This window comes from Neoroseomonas soli, assembly GCF_018129065.1.
In the GTDB taxonomy this organism is placed as follows: domain Bacteria; phylum Pseudomonadota; class Alphaproteobacteria; order Acetobacterales; family Acetobacteraceae; genus Neoroseomonas; species Neoroseomonas soli.
Window position 1 is genome coordinate 24,703 of the sequence record NZ_JAAEDM010000004.1, and the last position, 18,605, is coordinate 43,307.

General features: G+C 71.6%; 16 protein-coding genes. 11 read left to right on the forward strand and 5 right to left on the reverse strand.

The features are described 5' to 3' along the window. Position 1 precedes the first annotated feature (1 nt). On the reverse strand, positions 2 to 934 hold the full coding sequence (locus tag GXW76_RS02365) for a Bug family tripartite tricarboxylate transporter substrate binding protein (RefSeq protein WP_211860386.1): 933 nt from the start codon (positions 932 to 934) through the stop codon (positions 2 to 4). Positions 935 to 1,011: 77 nt separating this feature from the next. Here GXW76_RS02365 and GXW76_RS02370 point away from each other — a divergent pair, with 77 nt between their 5' ends. The 3 genes from GXW76_RS02370 to GXW76_RS02380 are packed head-to-tail and all read left to right on the forward strand — an operon-like array spanning position 1,012 to position 4,422. Further along, positions 1,012 to 2,688 carry a thiamine pyrophosphate-binding protein gene (locus GXW76_RS02370; RefSeq protein ID WP_211860387.1) on the forward strand — a complete coding sequence of 559 codons (1,677 nt, stop codon included), beginning with the start codon at positions 1,012 to 1,014 and terminating at the stop codon, positions 2,686 to 2,688. Positions 2,689 to 2,692: 4 nt separating this feature from the next. Beyond that, positions 2,693 to 3,655: a 3-hydroxyacyl-CoA dehydrogenase family protein gene (locus tag GXW76_RS02375; protein ID WP_211860388.1), complete on the forward strand. Its 963-nt coding sequence runs from the start codon at positions 2,693 to 2,695 to the stop codon at positions 3,653 to 3,655. After that, entirely contained in the window at positions 3,652 to 4,422 is a 771-nt protein-coding gene (locus GXW76_RS02380; protein WP_211860389.1) for an SDR family NAD(P)-dependent oxidoreductase, read from the forward strand. Before GXW76_RS02375 ends, GXW76_RS02380 begins: the two co-directional genes overlap by 4 nt. A 60-nt stretch (positions 4,423 to 4,482) precedes the next feature. Here the strand turns inward: GXW76_RS02380 and GXW76_RS02385 are convergent, their stop codons facing one another. Next, positions 4,483 to 4,692 (reverse strand): hypothetical protein, encoded by a 210-nt coding sequence (locus GXW76_RS02385; RefSeq protein WP_211860390.1) that lies wholly within the window; start codon positions 4,690 to 4,692, stop codon positions 4,483 to 4,485. A 139-nt stretch (positions 4,693 to 4,831) separates the two neighbouring features. On the opposite strand from GXW76_RS02385, the gene GXW76_RS02390 reads away from it, so the two are divergent. Continuing rightward, positions 4,832 to 6,034 carry a Zn-dependent hydrolase gene (locus GXW76_RS02390; RefSeq protein ID WP_211860391.1) on the forward strand — a complete coding sequence of 401 codons (1,203 nt, stop codon included), beginning with the start codon at positions 4,832 to 4,834 and terminating at the stop codon, positions 6,032 to 6,034. Positions 6,035 to 6,038: 4 nt separating this feature from the next. Here GXW76_RS02390 and GXW76_RS02395 read toward each other — a convergent pair whose 3' ends face one another. Beyond that, complete coding sequence (locus tag GXW76_RS02395; RefSeq protein WP_211860392.1) at positions 6,039 to 7,619, reverse strand: AMP-binding protein; 1,581 nt, start codon at positions 7,617 to 7,619, stop codon at positions 6,039 to 6,041. A gap of 679 nt (positions 7,620 to 8,298) precedes the next feature. Here GXW76_RS02395 and GXW76_RS02400 point away from each other — a divergent pair. Continuing rightward, positions 8,299 to 8,502 (forward strand): hypothetical protein, encoded by a 204-nt coding sequence (locus GXW76_RS02400; protein WP_211860393.1) that lies wholly within the window; start codon positions 8,299 to 8,301, stop codon positions 8,500 to 8,502. Positions 8,503 to 8,791: 289 nt separating this feature from the next. On the opposite strand, the gene pdeM is transcribed toward GXW76_RS02400, so the two are convergent. After that, the gene (pdeM, locus tag GXW76_RS02405; protein ID WP_211860394.1) at positions 8,792 to 9,505 is read right to left on the reverse strand and encodes a ligase-associated DNA damage response endonuclease PdeM; all 714 of its coding nucleotides are present in this window, start codon (positions 9,503 to 9,505) and stop codon (positions 8,792 to 8,794) included. Further along, the gene (locus GXW76_RS02410; protein ID WP_211860395.1) at positions 9,502 to 12,045 is read right to left on the reverse strand and encodes a ligase-associated DNA damage response DEXH box helicase; all 2,544 of its coding nucleotides are present in this window, start codon (positions 12,043 to 12,045) and stop codon (positions 9,502 to 9,504) included. Before GXW76_RS02410 ends, pdeM begins: the two co-directional genes overlap by 4 nt. Positions 12,046 to 12,092: 47 nt before the next feature. Here GXW76_RS02410 and GXW76_RS02415 point away from each other — a divergent pair, with 47 nt between their 5' ends. From GXW76_RS02415 to GXW76_RS02440, 6 genes are all read left to right on the forward strand, one after another. Further along, positions 12,093 to 13,139 carry a ligase-associated DNA damage response exonuclease gene (locus tag GXW76_RS02415; protein WP_211860396.1) on the forward strand — a complete coding sequence of 349 codons (1,047 nt, stop codon included), beginning with the start codon at positions 12,093 to 12,095 and terminating at the stop codon, positions 13,137 to 13,139. Beyond that, positions 13,136 to 14,725, forward strand: coding sequence for a cisplatin damage response ATP-dependent DNA ligase (locus GXW76_RS02420; RefSeq protein WP_211860397.1), 1,590 nt, complete (start codon positions 13,136 to 13,138; stop codon positions 14,723 to 14,725). Before GXW76_RS02415 ends, GXW76_RS02420 begins: the two co-directional genes overlap by 4 nt. A gap of 58 nt (positions 14,726 to 14,783) precedes the next feature. Next, the gene (locus GXW76_RS02425; protein WP_211860398.1) at positions 14,784 to 16,352 is read left to right on the forward strand and encodes an ABC transporter substrate-binding protein; all 1,569 of its coding nucleotides are present in this window, start codon (positions 14,784 to 14,786) and stop codon (positions 16,350 to 16,352) included. A gap of 53 nt (positions 16,353 to 16,405) precedes the next feature. Continuing rightward, positions 16,406 to 17,191 (forward strand): HpcH/HpaI aldolase family protein, encoded by a 786-nt coding sequence (locus tag GXW76_RS02430; protein WP_211860399.1) that lies wholly within the window; start codon positions 16,406 to 16,408, stop codon positions 17,189 to 17,191. 130 nt (positions 17,192 to 17,321) lie between these two features. Then, positions 17,322 to 18,344 (forward strand): extracellular solute-binding protein, encoded by a 1,023-nt coding sequence (locus GXW76_RS02435; RefSeq protein WP_211860400.1) that lies wholly within the window; start codon positions 17,322 to 17,324, stop codon positions 18,342 to 18,344. 7 nt (positions 18,345 to 18,351) lie between these two features. After that, a complete protein-coding gene (locus tag GXW76_RS02440; RefSeq protein WP_211860401.1) occupies positions 18,352 to 18,531 on the forward strand; it encodes a (2Fe-2S)-binding protein in 180 nt (59 codons plus the stop codon). Positions 18,532 to 18,605: the final 74 nt, after the last annotated feature.

Below are 18,605 nucleotides of genomic sequence, written 5' to 3' on the forward strand. Positions count from 1 at the left end.
CCTATTCGGCCGAGCGCAATCCCGCGGCTTCGATCAGCGAGCGGAACTTCTCGCCTTCGCTGCGCGAGAAGGCCGCGAACTCCGTGCGATTGCGGTAGAGGATGGGCTGCGCCACGCGGTTCATCCCCGCGACCACCTCGGCGTTGCGCATGGTGCGATCGCAGGCCGCTTCCAGCCGTGCCATCACCGGCTCCGGCGTGCCGGCCGGCACATAGAGGCCGGACCAGATCGTATAGACCAGGTCGTAGCCCTGTTCCCGCATCGTCGGCACGTCGGGGAAGTCGGGATTGCGGCGTTCGGTCAGGAAGGCGATCGGATGCAGGTCGTACTGCCGGATCAGCAGCGTCTGGTCGGTGAACAACTGCACCTGGCCCTGCTGGAAGGCCAGCATCACCTCACCGGAGCCACGGTAGGGCACATGGTTCATCTCGATGTTCGCCAGCCGCATGAAGGCAACGTTCGAGATGTGCGGGATGCTGCCCGCCCCGGTCGAGGCGAAGGGGAAACCCGTGCCCTGCGCGCGGGCGCGCGCGACCACATCCGCCACCGTGCGCAGCCCGGAGGTCTTCGGCGTCATCATCACCACCGGGCTGTCCGCCACCTGGCAGATCGCGGCGAAGTTCTCCAGGCCGTAGCTCAGCCCGCGCCGGAAATGCGGCTGGATCGCCATCGGCCCGACCGGCGAGAACAGGACCGTCTGCCCATCCGGCCGGGCGCGCGCCGCTTCCGCGGTGCCGATGGTCCCCCCGGCGCCGGCGACGTTGCGCACCACGACCGGCTGGCCGAGCGCCGCCCCCATCTCGTTCTGCATCAGCCGCGCGACGATGTCGGTCGGTCCGCCTGCGGCGAAGTTCACGATCATCTGGACCTGTGCCTGCGCGGGCACGGCAGCCATCACCAGCGCCGCGACCAGCGCGGCCCTCATCTTCCTCATCCGCTTCCTCCTGCCTGCTTGTCGGCGCAGGCCTCTGGCGGCAGGCTAACGGGAAGCGATGAGAAAGTGATAGGTGCATGAGCGGGACTATGACGGGCGGGAACTGGCTGGCAGCGAGCCTGGCCGCCTCCGGCCAGACCCATGTCTTCTTCGTCGATGCGGTGCTGCGGCGCACATTGCTCGCGCTGTCGGAGGCGGGCGTCGCGCCGGTGCTCGCGCATACCGAGAAGGCGGCGGTCTACATGGCCGACGGCTATGCCCGCGTCTCGGGCCGGCCGGGTGTCGTGGCGGTGCAGTCGGTGGGTGCGGCGAACCTCGCGGCGGGGTTGCAGGATGCGTATCTCGCGCGGACGCCCATCGTCGCTTTGACGGGGCGCAAGGTTCCGGCGCACCAGAACCGCAACGCCTACCAGGAACTTGAGCACGCGCCGCTCTTCGCGCCGGTGACGAAGCTTCGCGCCGACGTGGCCGAGGCCGCCGACCTGCCGCGCGCGCTGCGCCAGGCCTTCGCCGCCGCCACGGCGATGCCGCCGCGGCCCGTGCATCTCGACCTGTTTGGCCTGCAGGCGGAAGTCGTCGAAGGCGGCGCAGTCCCGGCGCCGGCCGCGGACCTCTCGGCCTTCCGCACGCCGATGCACCGGCCGGAACCTGATCCTGCCGCGATCGCCGCGGCCGCCGCGGCACTGCGCGCGGCGCCGCGCGTCGCGATCGTCGCGGGGGATGGCGCGGCGCTGTCCGGCTGCGGGGCGGAACTGCTGGCCGTGGCCGATGCATTGGCCGCGCCCATCGCGACCGCGCTCGGCGCGCGCGGCATCGTCTCCACGCGCCATCCCCTGCACATCGGCGTGGCGGGCGCCTACGCGGCGCCGCCGGCGAACCGCATCCTCCAGGATGCCGACCTGATCCTCATGGTCGGCGCCGATACGGGCGACATGCTGACCAACTACTGGCGCACGCCGAAGGCCGGCGCGCAGGTGGTGCAGATCGACGCCGATCCGCTGGAATTCGACCGCTCCTACCCCGCCATCGTCGCCGTGCAGGCGGACCCACGGGCGGGGCTGCGCGCGCTTGCGGCGGCATTGGGCAAGCCGTCGCGTGACGGCGCCTACCTGGCCGCGGCGCAGGCGCGCATGGCGGAGTGGCGGGCGGAGGTCGCGCCGCGCCTCGCCAGCGCGGCCGCGCCCATCGACCCCGCGCGACTCGCCGCCGAGATCACCGCCGCGCTGCCCGCCGATGGCATCCTCGTCGCGGATACCGGCTATTCCGGCATCTGGACGGGCACGCTGGTCGATCTGGAACCGTCACAGACCTACCTGCGCGCCGCGGGCTCGCTCGGCTGGTCCTTCCCTGCCGCGCTGGGCGCGAAATGCGCGGCGCCGAATCGGAAGGTCGTCTGCTGGACGGGAGACGGCGCGCTCTACTACCACTTGGCGGAACTCGAGACTGCGCGCCGCCGCGGCATCGCCGTGACGCTGGTGGTGAACAACAATTCCGGCTTCGGCCAGGGTTGGCCGAACCTGGTGCGCCAGGCTGGCAACCGGCCCGATGCGGCCGCCGAGTTGCTGCGCTTCGGCCCGACCGACTTCACGCAGGTCGCCCGGTCCTTTGGCCTCGACGGCATCCGCGTCGAACGGCCGGAGGATATCGGCCCGGCGCTGAAGCGCGCCATCGCCGCCGACCACACCATGGTGGTGGACGTCGCCACCGACATCGAGGCCCGCGCCCCCGCGCCCTGGGCCCCTGAAGGAGCCTGACTTCATGTCCCGCGTCGCAGTTCTCGGTGCCGGCACCATGGACCACGCCCTGGCGCTGGTCTTCGCCCTCGGCGGCCATACGGTGCGGCTGACCGACAGCAACCCCGAGACCCTCGGCCGCGCGCAGGGGTTGATGGAAAAGGCGCTCGCCACGCTGGCGGCGGCGGGGGAGGCGCCCGAGGGCTGGACCCCGGCCCATCTGGCACAGGCGGTGACGCGGCACGAAAGCCTCGCCGACTGCGTCGAGGGCGCGGAACTGATCGTGGAGGCGATCGTCGAGAACCCGGAGGCGAAGACCACGCTCTACGCGCAGCTCGATGCGGTGGCGCCGGAGGATGCGATCATCGCCTCCAACACCTCCTACCTCGACATCTTCCCGCTGATGCCGGCGGCGCGGCAGCGCAGGACGCTGATCGCGCACTGGTACACGCCACCCTACCTCGTGGACCTGGTGGACATCGTCGGCGGGCCGGAAACCGATCCCGCCGCCATCGAGACGGTGCGCGCCATGGTCGCGGCCATGGGCAAGCAGCCCATCGTCATGCGGAAATTCGTCCCCGGCTACATCGCCAACCGCATCCAGTCGGCGATCGGGCTCGAGGTGCAGCAACTGCTCGACGACGGCGTGGCGACGGCCGAGGAGATCGACGCCGCCATCATCCACGGCATCGCGCTGCGCCTGCCGATCCTCGGCGTGCTCGCGAAGGCCGATTTCACGGGCCTGCCGATGATGCAGCATGCGCTGAAGAACAAGATGTACGCGCCGCCGCCCGTGCGCGGCCGCAGCGAGAGCCTCGACAGGCTGGTCGCCGCCGGCAGGACCGGCGTGATGTCCGGCGCCGGCTTCTACGACTGGGCCGGCAAGGACCCCGCGACGCTGTTCGAGGAGCGCGACCGCCGCCTGCTGGCGCTGCGGAAGGCGCTCAGGGAGATCGGCACCATGGCAGGACTGGAGCGCGACGCATGATCCGCTACGACCTCAAGGGCAAGACGGCGCTGGTGACCGGCGGCGCCTCGGGCATCGGCCTCGCCACCGCGGTGATGCTGCTCGATTCGGGCGCGAAGGTCGCCATCAACCACCTCGCGGACGATCCGCGCGGCCCGGACGTGGTGGCGAAGCTGCGCGCCAATGGCCGGCACGCCATCTCCGCCCCCGGCAATGTCGGCGACGCCGAGGACTGCGTGCGCATGGTGAACCAGGCGGTCGCCGACCTCGGGCGGCTCGACTACCTGGTGAACAATGCCGGCACGCCCGGCACGAGCAGCATCATCCGCCCGCAGGAACTCGACCGCCTGACGGAGGATCTTTGGGAGACGGTGCTGCAGGTGAACCTGCTCGGCGTCTTCCGCTGCACCAAGGCGGCGGCGCCGGCGTTGAGGGCGGCAGGCGGGGCAGTGGTCAGCGTCGCGTCCATCGCCGGCTTCGACAGCCCGGGTTCGTCCATGGCCTACGGCGCCACCAAGGCGGGCGTGATCAGCCTGACGAAGAACCTTGCGCGCTCCCTGGCGCCGGAGGTGCGGGTGAACGCCATCGCACCGGGCGCGGTCGATTCCACCTGGATGGTCGAATGGACCGAGGAACGGCGCCAGGTGAGTGCCGAGAAGGCGCTGCTCAAGCGCCGCTGCCAGCCGGCGGACCTCGCGGAGGTGATGGTCTTCCTGCTGGCCGGCGCCGCGATGGTCACGGGCCAGACGATCGTGGTCGATGGCGGCCTGACGCTGGAGAGCCGCTGACCGGTCCGGCGCCGGCCGCTCGTGCTCCCGCGGGGCGCGCCGGTGCCGAATGGCCGCCCGTCAGGTGGCGTTGCCGGCCGCGCGGTGAAGGGCGCCGACCATCGTCGCCAGCGCCGCCAGGCCGCGCTGACGGTCCGCATCGGCGAGCGGCAGGCGCAGCAGCGTGCCCGCGCAACCGCGCAGGTGCAGTTCCGCGCTCCCGGTCGATTCCAGCAGGGCGACAGAGGAAAGATCCTCTTGTCGGGGACGGGGAAGCGCCAGGTCGGTCATTTTCGGCCTCACTGAAAGCAGCGCCGCGATCTTGCGCTTCGCCTAGGTGAGCGCATCAGGCTTGCCCGAGAGTTAACCCGATGCCTTGCCCGGATGGTTTTTGCGCCACAGCATGGCGGAGCGTTTGAGGAACCTGCCCATGCCGACGATCGACACCGACCGCTTCCTGCGGGACCTGAACGACCTCAGGAAGATCGGCGCCTACAAGACCGGCGTGCATCGCCCGACCTATTCCCCGCAGGACATGGAGTCGCGCCGCTGGCTGATGGAGCGTCTCGCCGAATGCGGGCTCGAGCCCTCCATCGACGGCATCGGCAACGTGTACGGGCGGCACAAGGGGCCCGGGCCGCATCTGCTGGTGGGCAGCCACATCGAGAGCCAGAACTACGCTGGCTGGCTGGACGGCGCGCTGGGCGTCGTTGCCGGCGTCGCACTCGCGCGCGCGGGCCTGCCGGTGGACGTCTGCGCCTTCGCCGATGAGGAAGGGCATTTCGAGGGCGGATTCCTCGGCTCCCGCTCCATCATCGGCGAACTGAGCGACGAGGAGATCGACCGCAGCCGCAGCCGCAACGACGGCCAACCGCTGCGCGACGCGCTCGCGGAGGCCGGCCTCGCCGGCAAGCCGCGCATGCAGCTCGAGCCCGGCCGGCACAAGGGCTTCTTCGAGATGCACATCGAGCAGGGAACGCAGCTCGAATCCCGCGGCCTGCGCGTCGGCGTCGTCACCGGCATCGTCGCCATCTGGCAGTGGCTGATCGAGTTCGCCGGCCAGCAGGACCACGCCGGCGGCACCACCATGGCCGAGCGCAAGGATGCCGGCCTTTCCGCCGTGCGCCTGCTTGCCGCCATCGACCGCGAATTCCCGCTCGTCTGCGGTGAGCGCTCGACCTGGACGACCGGGCGCATCGCGCTCGAGCCTGGCGCGCCCTCCATCATCCCAGGCTCGGCCGAGGTGCTCTTCCAGTTCCGCGACGTCTCGGTCGAGGTGCTGGAGCGCATGGAGCGCACCCTCCGCGCCCTGGTGCAGGAGAGCAACCGGCGGGAGAAGTGCCCCGCCACGCTGACGCAGAAGTCCCGCGCCACGCCCGCGCTCTGCGACCCGGCGATGATGGCCGCCCTCGACGCCGCGGCGCAGGAGGAAGCGTCCGGTGCCTGGATGCGCCTGCCCTCCGGCGCCGGCCACGACGCGCAGTACATCGCCAAGCGCATGCCGGCGGCGATGCTGTTCACGCCCTCGATCGGCGGCATCAGCCACCACTGGGCCGAGGACACGAAGGAAGAGGACCTGGCGCTCTGCTGCCAGGTGCTGGGCAATGCGGCTGGGCGCTACCTGAAGGGGTAGTGCCCTAACCCTCCGCGCCGTAGGCCCCCGTGCCCACTGCCCGGCCGAGCGCCTGAGCAGGTGTCGGACCGGCGAGGTCGCCGGGCAGGGCGGCGGCGAAGGCCACGCGGCGCGGGCACTGGTCGCCGGCGAGCCTCGCCCGCAGGAAATCCCGCAGCTCGGCCGCGAGGTCCGGCCCGGGCCGCGCCCCCGGGCTTGGGATGACGATAGCGGTGGCCTCGCCGAGGCTTGCCGCCTCCGCGGCGCCGATCAACGCGGCCGTGGCGACCGCCGGGTGCTGGCGCAGGCAGCGTTCCACCGCCGCGTGCGCGGCCTCGGCGTCCTCGGGCGCTGCGTGCTGCGTCAGCGGCGATAGCCGGCCTTCGGTGTCGAGCGTGCCGCTCTCCCCGGTCAGCAGCCAGGGGCCGCGGAAGGCTGCGGCAGTGGCCGCGGGGTCCTGCCAATAGCCGAGGAAGATCCCGGGGTCGGGCCGGCGCAGCGCGATCGCGCCGGATTGCCCTGCCGGCAGCGGCATCCCGTCCGGCCCGAGGACCGCGATGCGGCGCCCCGGCACCGCCCGCCCGACCGAGCCGGGCGGCTGCATGTCGTCATCCGGGCCCGTCGCGGCGATCACGCCGCATTCCGGCAGCGCATGGGCCTCGACGACCGAAGCACCGAACGCATCGCGCAGATCGGCATCGAGCGGCCCGTCGAAGGTGGCAAGGGCTGGCAGGCGCTGGATGGGGCGGCTCGTCACCGCGTCCCGCATCCGGCGCAGTGCGGCGGCCGGGAGCACGGCGGCGCCGATATCGCCCCGCGCCAGGATGCGCAGCGCGCGTTCGGGCTCGATGCCCTCTGTCGCCAGGGTCAGCACCGGCACGCCGCGACCGAGCGCCGGCAGCACGGCGTCGAGCAGGCCGCCGCGCCCCGCCCAGTCCCCCGGCGCCCACAGCAACTGACCTTCCCGGAGCCCGGGCACATGGCCGGACAGTGCCCGATGGGCGTGCAGCACGCCGCGCGGCGTGGCGCCGTAGAGGAGCAGCGCGGGCGCGCCGGCGTCGGTCGCGAGGGCGGGGAAATCCGTGCTGGCGCGCTCCATCTCCTGCCACAGGGAGAGGGCGCCCGCTGCCGCGCCGTCGGCGCAGAACACCAGGCGCAGCGCCGGAAGCCGGTGGCGAATCGCCGCGAGCGCCGGCATCCCGGCGGCGTCGGTGACGAGGCCGGCGCAGCCGGCGTGGCGGAGCCGGACGGCGAGCCCCTCCGGCGGCAGCGACCTTGCGAACGGCACCGCGATGGCGCCGAGGCGGAGCGCCGCGAGCACGGCGAGGAGCGCTTCCGGCCCCTGCGGCAGGAGGATGCCGAGGCGGTCACCGCGGCGGATGCCCCGCGCGCTCAGGACATGGGCGAGCCTGGCGGAGTTCGCGCGCAAGGCGTCGAAGGTGATCCGCTCGGCCCGGCCGTCGCGGCGCAGGTGGAACAGTGCGGTGCGGCCGGAGCCGTCCACCAGCCCGCCGCTGCAGACGGCCGCGACGTTAAGGGCTCGCGAGGAGGGCCGGCGGGAATCGCCAGGCTGCACGTGGCGCGCGGGGGCGCTGCCGGGGCGCACCTCAGCGCCCTTCCGTCGTGGCGGTCGAAGCCTGGGTCATGAGCGAGTCCATGTGGCTGTGCCACCCCTGGGAGTGTCGCCGGCACCGCCGGGAGCCTGGGCTCGTCTGCGCTGCCGGAATGAATTCAGTATTCAGCCTAATAACGAAATCGTGCAATCGCCAAATATCGATACATCTGCAAAAATACAGCAGGAAAACTACTCAAGCGTGTTCAGTTAATATTGTCTTCCCGCGGAAGTGATGCTGTTCGGTGCGATCATCACGTCCGGTATGGGGTCAGACGCTCACGATCGCGTGAAGTGAGAAGCGTATCCCCGGATGCAATCGGCCGGGACGGGGCGGTCTCGGTTCAGGGCCTTCGGAACCTCCGCTGCGCGCGCCGCGTGCATCAGTGCCGCCGCAGCCGCCGCTTCGGTGGTGACGTCACGGCCGGCGATCATCCTGGCGGCACCTTGCGATGCGGGCCTTTATCGACGGGTCGCGGCGCGTCGCCGGCAGCCATGGGGCGGGGCGCCCAGCCCGACGCAGTGAGTCTTTTCGGCAACACGGCGTCGTTACCTTCGGCCCGGCGAGCCCTTGCGCACAGTTTTCACGCCAGATTGCTGATCACATGCGCATGATGACGCTCGAGTGCGGCAAAGGGGGCACCCCGCGGCGTCAAGCACGGGTGATCTGAACGTGAACCATTACGTTGAAGGCGCGATCATTCAGCAGCGCATGAGTTCGGCGTCCGGCATGGACCCGGTCATGGACGACCCGGTCCTGGCGGCCGCCGCGGCAGTCGAGCAATGCCTCGCCAATGCGCATGAGGCTGGCAAGGAGGAGGCGGTGCGCCTCCTGCATGCCGTCTTCGCGCTGCTGACGGCGGCACCCCGGCACTAGTGTCCTGATTCCGAAATCCTGCGGACGTCGTTCTCAGGCCACTAGCCTTTGTCTTCAGTGGCCTGCTTGTCCGATTCGTTCGCAGGAAATCCAGCGAACTTCGCGGGCAGGACACCAGAGCAGCGTCCGGTCGAGTGGAACCGCTGCGCGGATCCGCCGACCGGACAAAAGCTGCTCTAGATTCAAAGTTTTCGAGAGCAAGAAATCCGATCAGGTGATTCCACCTGATCGGATATTGCTCTAGCCACGACGCCGGGAGCCCGCCTCGGGGGAGGCGAGCGCCCGCGCTTCAGGACGTGCGGAGGGCCGGTTCCGGCGCGTGTCGGCGCGGCGCGCCGTGCCCCGCCAGAGGAAAGGCATAGAGGCGTTCCGACCCAAGCAGGAACGCCCGCCCGCCACGCGGAAACAGCGATGCGATCGCCGCGTCCGTCACATCCAGCCCACCGGTGAAGGCGCCGAAGGCGGGCATCAGCACGCGCCTCCCATCCGAGACGAAGCAGGGCCGGCTGATCCCGCCCGCCCGCGTCGGCGCCGTCGCCTTGGGGTGGAGGTGGCCGGCGATCTCGCCCGTGGCCCGCGCCGCAGGGACGTGGCGGAAGGTGAGGGGGCCTTCCTCCCAGTCTTCGACCGCCTGGCCTGGCAGGCCCGCCGGCGCGGCCGGGTCGTGGTTGCCCGCGATCCACACCGCCTCGCAGTCGGCGAGCGCATGGGCGAGCACCGCGCGCTCCGCCGGCGGCAGACGAGTCGCGCCGTGCGCGTCGTGGAAGGAATCCCCCAGGAAGACGACGCGCCGCGGGCGGTAGCGCCGCAGCAGCGGGATCAGCCGCGCCAGCGTCTCCCGCGTGTCGTAGGGCGGCAGCAGCCGGCCCCGCGCGGCGAAGGCACTGCCCTTCTCGAAATGCAGGTCGGCGACGCAGAGCAGCCGCCGCGCCGGCCAGTGCAGCACCCCGGCGGGGTCGAGCATCAACCGCTCCCCGGCGACGTGGACGGGCGCGGCGCTCATCGGCCGGTCACCATGCCGGGGGCGCTGCGGATGTAGCGGGCGTGCCGCCTGTCGCGCGCCTTGGCGCGGGCGACCGAGGTGCCGCGGACCGGGACGGATTCCGTGACCTCGGCCAGCGTCTCGCTGAAATGCTCGGCGCCATCGGTCGCTTCCTCGACCAGGGCGGCGGCCTCGGCGAGCAGGGCGTCCTCGGCCCCGCCGGCGACCCATTCCCGGCCTTCCTCGATCAGCGCGGGCACGGCGAGCGGCGAGACCTGCTTCAGCACGCGGTGCCGGATGCGGCCCTTCACGCGCGCGAGCAGCGCGGCGATGCGGGCGACGTCGGTCAGGCCCTGCGCGGCCTCGGCGCGGGTGGCGCGCAGCAGGATGTGGTCGGGCTGGTGGCGGCGGAGCACGTCGTAGATCAGGTCCGAATTCATCGTCATCTGGCGGCCGGACTTTTCCGCGCCGGGGTGGGATTTCTCGATCAGGCCGGCGATGGTCGCGATGTTGCGGAAGGTCCGCCGCAGCATGGAGGACTCGGCCAGCCATTCCTCCATCTCGTCGCCCAGGATGTCCTCGGTGAACAGGGCCTCCACGCCCTTCGGCTCGAAGGCGGACCAGATGGCGAGCACGTAGTCGGTGCCGACATAGCCGAGCGGCCCCATGCCGAGCCGTTCCATCCGCTTCGTCACCAGCATGCCCAGCGTCTGGTGCGCGAGCCGCCCCTCGAAGGTGTAGGCGACGAGGAACCACTTGCCGCCGCGCGGGAAGGTTTCCACCAGCAGCCCGTCGCGCGGCGGCAGTTCCGATTTCAGGCGCTGCAATCGCAGCCATTCCTTCACAGGCTCGGGCAGATGCCGCCAGCGGCGCGGGTCGTGCAGGATGGCGCGCACGCGGGCCGCGAGATAAGTCGTCAGCGGCATCCGCGCCCCGGCATAGACCGGCACGCGCGGCTCGCCTTCCCCGCCGCGGGAGACGATCACCGCGCCCGGGTCCAGCCGCTCGTAGCGCAGCACCTGGCCACCGAAGAGGAAGCAGTCGCCGGGCTCGAGGGTGGAGACGAACCATTCCTCCACCTCCCCGAGCACCCCGGCGCCGCGCAGCCGCACCTTGAGCAGCGGCGTCTCCACGATGGTGCCGAGGTTCATGCGCAGCTGCCGCGCCACCTGCTTGCCGCGGACATGCAGGAAGCCTTCGGAATCCCGGAACAGGCGGCGGAAGCGGTCATAGGCCTGGAGCGCGTAGCCGCCATCCTCGACGAAGCGCACCACGTCGTCGAAGTCGCGGCGCGTCAGTGCGGCATAGGGCCCGGCGCGCGTGACCTCCGCATACAGGTCGTCCGGCCGGAAAGGCGCGGAACAGGCCACGGCCAGCACGTGCTGCGCCAGGACATCCAGCCCGCCGGGGCGCGGCGGCTCGCCATCCAGGTCGCCCGCCTGCACGGCCTCCGTCGCGGCGACGCATTCCACGACCTCGAAGCGGTTCGCGGGCACCAGCACCGCCCGGGAAGGCTCGTCCATCCGGTGATTGGCGCGGCCGACGCGCTGCAACAGCCGTGATACCCCCTTGGGTGCGCCGACCTGGATCACCTGGTCCACATCGCCCCAGTCGATGCCGAGGTCGAGCGAGGCCGTCGCCACCACCGCGCGCAGGCGGCCCTCGGCCATCGCGGCCTCGACCTTCCGGCGCAGGCCGATCTCGAGGCTGCCGTGGTGCATGGCGATGGGCAGCGCCGCCTCGTTCAACCGCCACAGCGCGGCGAAGATCAGTTCCGCCTGCGCGCGCGTGTTGACGAAGACGATGGTGACGCGGGCGGCCTCGATCCGCCGGTAGATCTCCGGCGCCGAGGCAAGGCCCATGTGCCCGCCCCAGGGCAGGTGGCCTTCCGGCAGTTGCAGTTCGAAGACCGGCGCCGCGCCGCCGCGGGTTTCCAGCAGCCGGACGTCCTCCGCGCGCGCCGTGGGCGAGAGCCACGCCCGCAGCGCCTGCGGATGCGCGACGGTCGCCGACAACCCCACGCGCCGCGCACCGGGTGCGAGCGTCGCCAGCCGGCTCATGCACAGCGCCAACTGGTCGCCGCGCTTGGTCCCGGCCAGGGCATGTGCCTCGTCCACCACGATGGCGGAAAGCCCGGCGAACATCTCTGGCGCATCGGGCAGGGAGAGCAGCAGGGTCAGGCTCTCCGGCGTGGTCAGCAGCAGGTTGGGCGGACGTTCGCGTTGGCGCTGGCGGCGATTGACGGGGGTGTCGCCGGTGCGGGTCTCGATGGTGATGGGCAGGCCCATCTCGGTCACCGGCGCGGTCAGGTTCCGCGCGATGTCCACCGCCAGGGCCTTGAGCGGGGAAATGTAGAGCGTGTGCAGCCCCTCCCGCGGGGTGTGCGCGAGATCCACCAGCGAGGGCAGGAACCCCGCCAGCGTCTTGCCGCCCCCGGTGGGCGCCAGCAGCAGGACGTGTTCGCCCCGCGCCGCGGCGTCCAGCAATGCCATCTGGTGCGGCCGCGGCGCCCAGCCGCGCGCGGCGAACCAGCCGGCGAAAGGTTCTGGCAATGTTCTCATCCGCGGGGCAATATGGCGGTGGTTCCCCGTCGCGGGAAGCCGCCCATATGCGCCCCGTGAACGCACCCCACCCAGAGACCTGGCTGAAGGTCACCCCGTCCGGCCTCTATTGCGAGCCCGGCGGGTTCTTCATCGATCCGACGCGCGCCGTCGATCGCGCGGTGATCAGCCACGGCCATTCCGACCACGCCCGGCCCGGCCACCGGGCGGTGCTGGCGACGCGCGAGACCCTCGCCATCATGACCGCGCGGATGGGCGAGGGCCGGGCTGGGGAAACCCAGCAGGCGCTGCCCTTCGGGGAGGCGCTGACCATCAACGGCGTGCGGGTCTGGCTGCGCCCGGCGGGGCATGTGCTCGGCTCCGCCCAGGTCTGCATGGAATGGCGCGGCAGTCGCGCGGTCGTCTCGGGCGACTACAAGCGCCAGCGCGACCCCACCTGCGCGCCCTTCGAACCAGAACCCTGCGACGTCTTCGTCACCGAGGCCACCTTCGCCCTGCCGGTCTTCCGCCACCCGCTGCCCGAGGCCGAGATCGCGCGCCTGCTGCGTTCCGTCGCGCTGTTCCCGGAACGGACGCATGTCGTCGGCTGCTACTCCCTCGGGAAGTGTCAGCGGCTGATCGCCATGCTGCGGCAGGCAGGCTGGGAAGGGCCGGTCCATTTGCACGGCGCCCATGTGGCGCTGTGCCGGACCTATGAGGAACTCGGCGTTCCGCTTGGCCCGCTGCGCACCGCGACCGTGGCGAAGAAGGACGACCTCAAGGGGGCGATCGTGCTGGCGCCGCCTTCCGCCGTGGCGGATCGCTGGGCGCGGCGGCTGGCGGAACCGGTCGTCGCCGTCGCCTCCGGCTGGATGCGCGTGCGCCAGCGGGCGAAGCAGGGCGGGGTGGAATTGCCCCTCGTCATTTCCGACCACGCCGACTGGGACGAGTTGCTGGCGACCGCCGCCGAGGTCCAGGCGCCGGAAATCTGGGTGACGCATGGGCGGGAGGACGCGCTGATCCATGCGCTCTCCCTCCGCGGCATCCGCGGCCGCGCCTTGCACCTGGTCGGCCGCGGCGAGGAGGACGAGGGCGAGGAGCCTGCCGCCGCATGAGCCTGCCCGCCTTCGCCGAGTTGCTGGAACGCCTGGTCTTCACCCCCGGTCGCAACGGGAAGCTCGCCCTGTTGCGGCAGTGGTTCGCCGGGCAGCCGGACCCGGACCGCGGCGTCGGCCTGGCCGCGCTGACGGAGGAACTGCGCTTCGCCGCTGCCAAGCCTGCGGTGATCCGGGAGATCGCCGCCGAGCGCACCGACCCGGAACTGCTGCGCCTGTCCTACGATTATGTCGGGGACCTCGCCGAGACCGTGGCGCTGATCTGGCAGCCGCGGGCCGGCGTGAACGCGCCACCACCGACGCTGTCGGAGGTGGTCGAGGCGTTGGAGACGACGCCGAAGGCGGAGGTTCCGGCGCTGATCGCCGGCTGGCTCGACACGCTCGACGCCGGCGGGCGGCTGGCGCTGATCAAGCTGGTGACGGGAGGGCTGCGCGTCGGCGTCTCGGCCCGGCTTGCGCGCGTGGCGCTGGCCGAATGGTCGGGCCAGGCGGTCGAGGAGATCGAGGAGGTCTGGCACGGCGTCGCACCCCCCTACGTGCCGCTGTTCCGCTGGCTGGAAGGGCAGGACGGGCGCCCCGATCCACGCGACGCGCCGATCTTCCGCCCGCTGATGCTGGCCCATCCGCTCGAGGAAGCCGACCTCGCCGCGCTGCGCGCCGAGGAGTGGCGCGCCGAATGGAAATGGGACGGCATCCGCGTGCAACTGACGTCAGGCCCTGGCGGCAGGCGGCTCTGGTCGCGCGGGGGCGAGGACATCTCCGCCGCCTTCCCTGACATTCTTGCCGCGATGGACTTCCATGCCGTGCTCGATGGCGAGCTTCTCGTGGTGCGCGAGGGGGAGGTCGCACCCTTCGCCGACCTGCAGCAACGCCTCAACCGCAAGACCGTCACCGCGCGGATGCAGCGGGAGTTTCCTGCCGCGGTGCGGCTCTACGACCTGCTGTTCGACGAGCACGAGGACCTGCGCCCGCTGCCCTTCGACGCGCGCCGGGCGCGGCTGGAAACATGGCATGCGCGGGCGGCGCCGCCGCGCATGGAGCTTTCCGGGCTGGTGCCGTTCGGCAGCATCGACGCGCTGGCCCGTCTGCGCGACGGCGCGCGTGCCGCCTCCATCGAGGGGCTGATGCTCAAGCGCGCCGATGCGCCCTATGTCGCCGGCCGCGTGAAGGGGCTGTGGTGGAAGTGGAAGCGCGACCCGCTGACGGTGGACGCGGTGCTGATGTACGCGCAGCGCGGCCACGGCAGGCGATCCTCCTTCTATTCCGACTACACCTTCGGCGTCTGGCGCGATGACGGCGAACTGGTCCCGATCGGCAAGGCCTATTCCGGCTACACGGACGAGGAACTGGCCTGGCTCGACCGCTGGATCAGGAACAACACGGTCAACCGCTTCGGCCCGGTGCGGGAGGTCGAGCGCGGCCTGGTGCTGGAAGTCGCCTTCGACGCGGCGCAACTCAGCACCCGCCACAAGTCCGGGGTCGCGCTGCGCTTTCCGCGCATCGCCCGCATCCGCCGCGACAAGCCGGTGGAGGAAGCGGACAAGCTGGCCACCGTCATGGCGCTGGTCGAGAACCGCCCCGGTTGACACCGCGGCGGCGCGCATCGCCTGATACGCGCCGCGATCCTTGCCGGAGGATACCGCCGTGCGTTCCGTCCTCCTTGCCGCCGCCGCGCTGCTCGCAGCCGCCCCCGCCCTGGCGCAGCAATCGCTGACCATCGGCCTGGCCACGCCGCCGACCGCGCTCGACCCGCACTACCACGCCCATGCCCAGTCGAGCGCCACGGCCGCGCATGTCTTCGAACAGTTGCACGCGCCGGACGCGAAGATGCAGATCGTCCCGCGCCTCGCGACCGGCGCGACGACGACCGACGGCATCACCTGGGACGTCAGCCTGCGCGAAGGCGTGCGCTGGCACGACGGCACGCCCTTCACGGCCGACGACGTCGCCTTTTCCATCCATCGCGCCGCGAACGTCCCGAATAGTCCCGGCAGCTTCGGCACCTACACGCGGGAGGTGCGGCGGATCGAGGTCACGGGGCCGCTCAGCCTGCGCATCACGGCCGCGGCCCCGGCGCCGCTGCTGATGGCCAATCTCTCCAATATCTTCATCGTCTCGCGCCGCCATGGAGAGGGCGCGACGACGGACGACTACAACTCCGGCAAGGCCATGATCGGCACCGGGCCGTATCGCTTCGCGCGCTGGTCGGCCGGGACCGAGATCCATTTCGCCCGCAACGACGCCTATTGGGGGCAACGCGAGCCGTGGGAGCGTGCCTCCTTCCGCGTCATCGCCAACAACACGGCGCGCACCGCGGCGCTGCTCGCCGGTGACGTGGACCTGATCGCGGACATCCCTTCCACCGACGTCGCGCGGGTGCGCGGCGACCGGCGCTTCCAGGTCGTCACCGTCGCGTCCAACCGCCTGGTCTTCCTCGGCCTCGACCGCACGGACGAGGCGCTGGCGACGGGCCATGTCCGCGCGGCGGAAGGCGCGCCGGCGCTCGCGCGCAATCCGCTCGGCGAGGTGCGGGTGCGCCGTGCGCTGTCCATGGCGATCGACCGGCGCGCCCTGGTGGAGCGCATCAACGAGGGCCAGGCCATCGCAACGGGCCAGTTCCTGCCCGAAGGATTCTTCGGCCATTTCGCCGACATTCCGGTCGAGCGCCACGACCCCGAAGGCGCCCGCCGCCTGCTGGCCGAGGCCGGCTTTCCCGCCGGGTTCCGGCTCACGCTGACAACCTCCAACGACCGCATCGTCAACAGCGCGCGCATGGTGCAGGCGATCGGGCAGATGTGGACGCGCATCGGCGTCGCGACCTCGGTCGAGACCATGCCGCACGCCGTCTTCACGCCGCGGCGCAACCGCTACGAGCTGCCGGTCTTCCTCTCCTCCTGGGGCAACCAGACGGGGGAGTCGCTCTACACCCTGGTGCCGCAGCTCGGCACGCGCGGGCAGGGCGGCCTCGGCAATGCGAACCGCATCCGCTACTCGAACCCCGCTCTCGACCGGCTGTTCGTGGCGGCGGGCACGGAAATCGACGCGCCACGGCGCCTCGGCCTGATCCGCCAGGCGACCGACATCGCGCTCGCCGACGCAGTCATGCTTCCGCTGCTGTTGCAGGTGAACAACTGGGGCGCGCGTCAGGGGCTGGGCATGGCGCCGCGCGTGGACCAGTACACCCTGGCGATGAGCGTCCGCCCGGCGGATTGACCGCCCCCGGGGCGCGTGGTGGCGTGGCGCCATCGCCAACCAGGGGAACGTCCATGCCCATCGCGCCCAATCTCGCCCGCCGCCGCCTCGAGAAGGGGGAACTCGCCCTCGGCTTCGGCGTGCATCATCTGCGCACGCCCGCCGTCGGCCTGATCGCCGCCGCGTCCGGCTTCGACTGGCTGTTCATCGACATGGAGCACGGCGCGATGAGCGTCGATGACGCCACGCGCATGTGCATGGCCGCGCTGTCACAGGGCGTCACGCCCATCGTGCGCTGCTGCAAGGACGCGCTGTTCGAGGGCACGCGCTGCCTCGACAACGGCGCCATGGGCGTCGTCGTCCCGCACATCGACACCAAGGAGGAAGCCGAGGCGGTGGTCCGCGCCTTCCGCTACCCGCCGATCGGCGAGCGTTCCTGGGGCGGCCCGCCGGCGCAATACGGCTTCGTGGTTGCGGACACGGCCGCGGCGCAGGTCGAACTGAACAAGGAAATCCTCATCACGGTGATGATCGAGACGCCCCAGGCGGTCGAGAACGCCGCCGCCATCGCCGCGGTGCCGGGGGTGGACTGCCTGATGATCGGCACCTCCGACCTCACGGCCTCCATGGGCATCGCGGGGCAGATCGGCCACCCGGACGTGCGCGCGGCCTATGCGAAGGTCGCCGCGGCCTGCAAGGCGGCGGGCAAGCACATGGGCATGGGCGGCGTCTACGACGAGAAGGTGGCGCCGGACTACATCGCCCTCGGCGCGCGCTTCCTGCTGTCGGGCTCCGACCACGCCTTCCTGATGGCGGGCGGCGGGGGCCGTGCGAAGTTCCTGCGCGGGCTGCAGAAGTAGGCCCACCGCGGGCGGGCAGGGCGGCGCCGTCCTGCCCGCCTCGGCGAGAAATTGCGACTTATTCGCATTTCAACTTGCGAGCCGGTCGCAACTGACATAAGCCTCGTCCCATCCCAGGACGAGGTCCCCGATGCTCCGTCGCCATCTTCTCGCGCTGGCCGTGATCGCCGCCCCTGCCGCCGCCCTGGCCCAGGGGCCGGAGATCGCCGTCTACACGGCGCGCCACTACGACACCGACGCCCAGCTCTATGAGGCCTTCACCCGCGCGACCGGCATCCGCGTCCGCACCATCCAGGCCGATGCCGACCAGCTCGTCGCGCGCATCCGTTCGGAGGGCGCGAACAGCCCGGCCGACGTCTTCATCACCGTGGACGCGACGCGCCTTGCCCGCGCCGAGCAGGCCGGCATCCTGCAGCCCTACGCGAGCGCGGCCATCGACCAGCGCGTGCCGGCGGCGCTGCGCGACCCGAACGGGCAGTGGTTCTCCGTGACCATGCGCGGCCGCGTCATCATGTACGACAAGCAGGCCGGCCGCCCCGAGGGCCTGAACCGCTACGAGGACCTGGCCGACCCGCGCTTCCGCGGCCAGATCTGCGTGCGCGCTTCCAACCACCCCTACAACATCGCGCTCGCGACCAGCATCCTCGCCGCCGACGGGGCCGAGGCGACCGAGGCCTGGGCACGCGGCGTCGCTGCCAACCTGGCCCGCCCACCACAGGGTGGCGACCGCGACCAGTTCCGCGCGCTGCCCTCGGGCCAGTGCCGCATCGCGATCTCCAACACGTATTACCTCGGCCATGTGGGCCGCTCCGAACGCCCCGAGGACCAGGCCCTGTTCCAGCGCATCGGCGTGATCTTCCCGAACCAGGCTCCGGGGGACCGCGGCACGCATGTGAACGTCTCGGGCGCCGGGCTGGTGAAGACGTCGCCGCACCCGGCCGAGGCGCGCCGCTTCCTCGAATTCCTGGTGTCCGACCAGGCGCAGGAAATCCTGGCGCAGGGCAACATGGAATATCCGGCGGTGCCCGGCGCGCCGATGCACCCTTTGCTTCGCGCCATGGGCGAGTTCCGCGCCGAGGGCATCGAACCGCTGCGCGACCCGGCGCACGCCACCCAGGCGCTGCAGATCATGCAGCGCGCCGGCTGGCGCTGAGGCGGCCGTGGTCGTCTGCCACTGCAATCGCCTGACCGACGTGCAGGTGACGGCGGCGATCGCCGCCGGCGCCTCCCGCCCGGCGGAGGTCTATGCCGGCTGCGGCTGCGGCGCGCAGTGCGGGTGCTGCTGCCCCACCATCCTCGACCTGCTCCGCACAGGGTCGCCAGGCGCGACGCGCGAGTGATCGTTCCTTGACACCGCCCCGCCGCATCCAGCCCACTGGTCACGGCGGGGCGCCTGCCTGCGTGCCGCGGGACG

Coding starts and splice junctions, on each gene's coding strand:
- GXW76_RS02365 (WP_211860386.1), bottom strand. CDS start 934: ATGAGGAAGATGAGGGCCGCGCTGGTCGCGGCGCTGGTGATGGCTGCC.
- GXW76_RS02370 (WP_211860387.1), top strand. CDS start 1,012: ATGAGCGGGACTATGACGGGCGGGAACTGGCTGGCAGCGAGCCTGGCC.
- GXW76_RS02375 (WP_211860388.1), top strand. CDS start 2,693: ATGTCCCGCGTCGCAGTTCTCGGTGCCGGCACCATGGACCACGCCCTG.
- GXW76_RS02380 (WP_211860389.1), top strand. CDS start 3,652: ATGATCCGCTACGACCTCAAGGGCAAGACGGCGCTGGTGACCGGCGGC.
- GXW76_RS02385 (WP_211860390.1), bottom strand. CDS start 4,692: ATGACCGACCTGGCGCTTCCCCGTCCCCGACAAGAGGATCTTTCCTCT.
- GXW76_RS02390 (WP_211860391.1), top strand. CDS start 4,832: ATGCCGACGATCGACACCGACCGCTTCCTGCGGGACCTGAACGACCTC.
- pdeM (WP_211860394.1), bottom strand. CDS start 9,505: ATGAGCGCCGCGCCCGTCCACGTCGCCGGGGAGCGGTTGATGCTCGAC.
- GXW76_RS02410 (WP_211860395.1), bottom strand. CDS start 12,045: ATGAGAACATTGCCAGAACCTTTCGCCGGCTGGTTCGCCGCGCGCGGC.
- GXW76_RS02415 (WP_211860396.1), top strand. CDS start 12,093: ATGCGCCCCGTGAACGCACCCCACCCAGAGACCTGGCTGAAGGTCACC.
- GXW76_RS02420 (WP_211860397.1), top strand. CDS start 13,136: ATGAGCCTGCCCGCCTTCGCCGAGTTGCTGGAACGCCTGGTCTTCACC.
- GXW76_RS02430 (WP_211860399.1), top strand. CDS start 16,406: ATGCCCATCGCGCCCAATCTCGCCCGCCGCCGCCTCGAGAAGGGGGAA.
- GXW76_RS02435 (WP_211860400.1), top strand. CDS start 17,322: ATGCTCCGTCGCCATCTTCTCGCGCTGGCCGTGATCGCCGCCCCTGCC.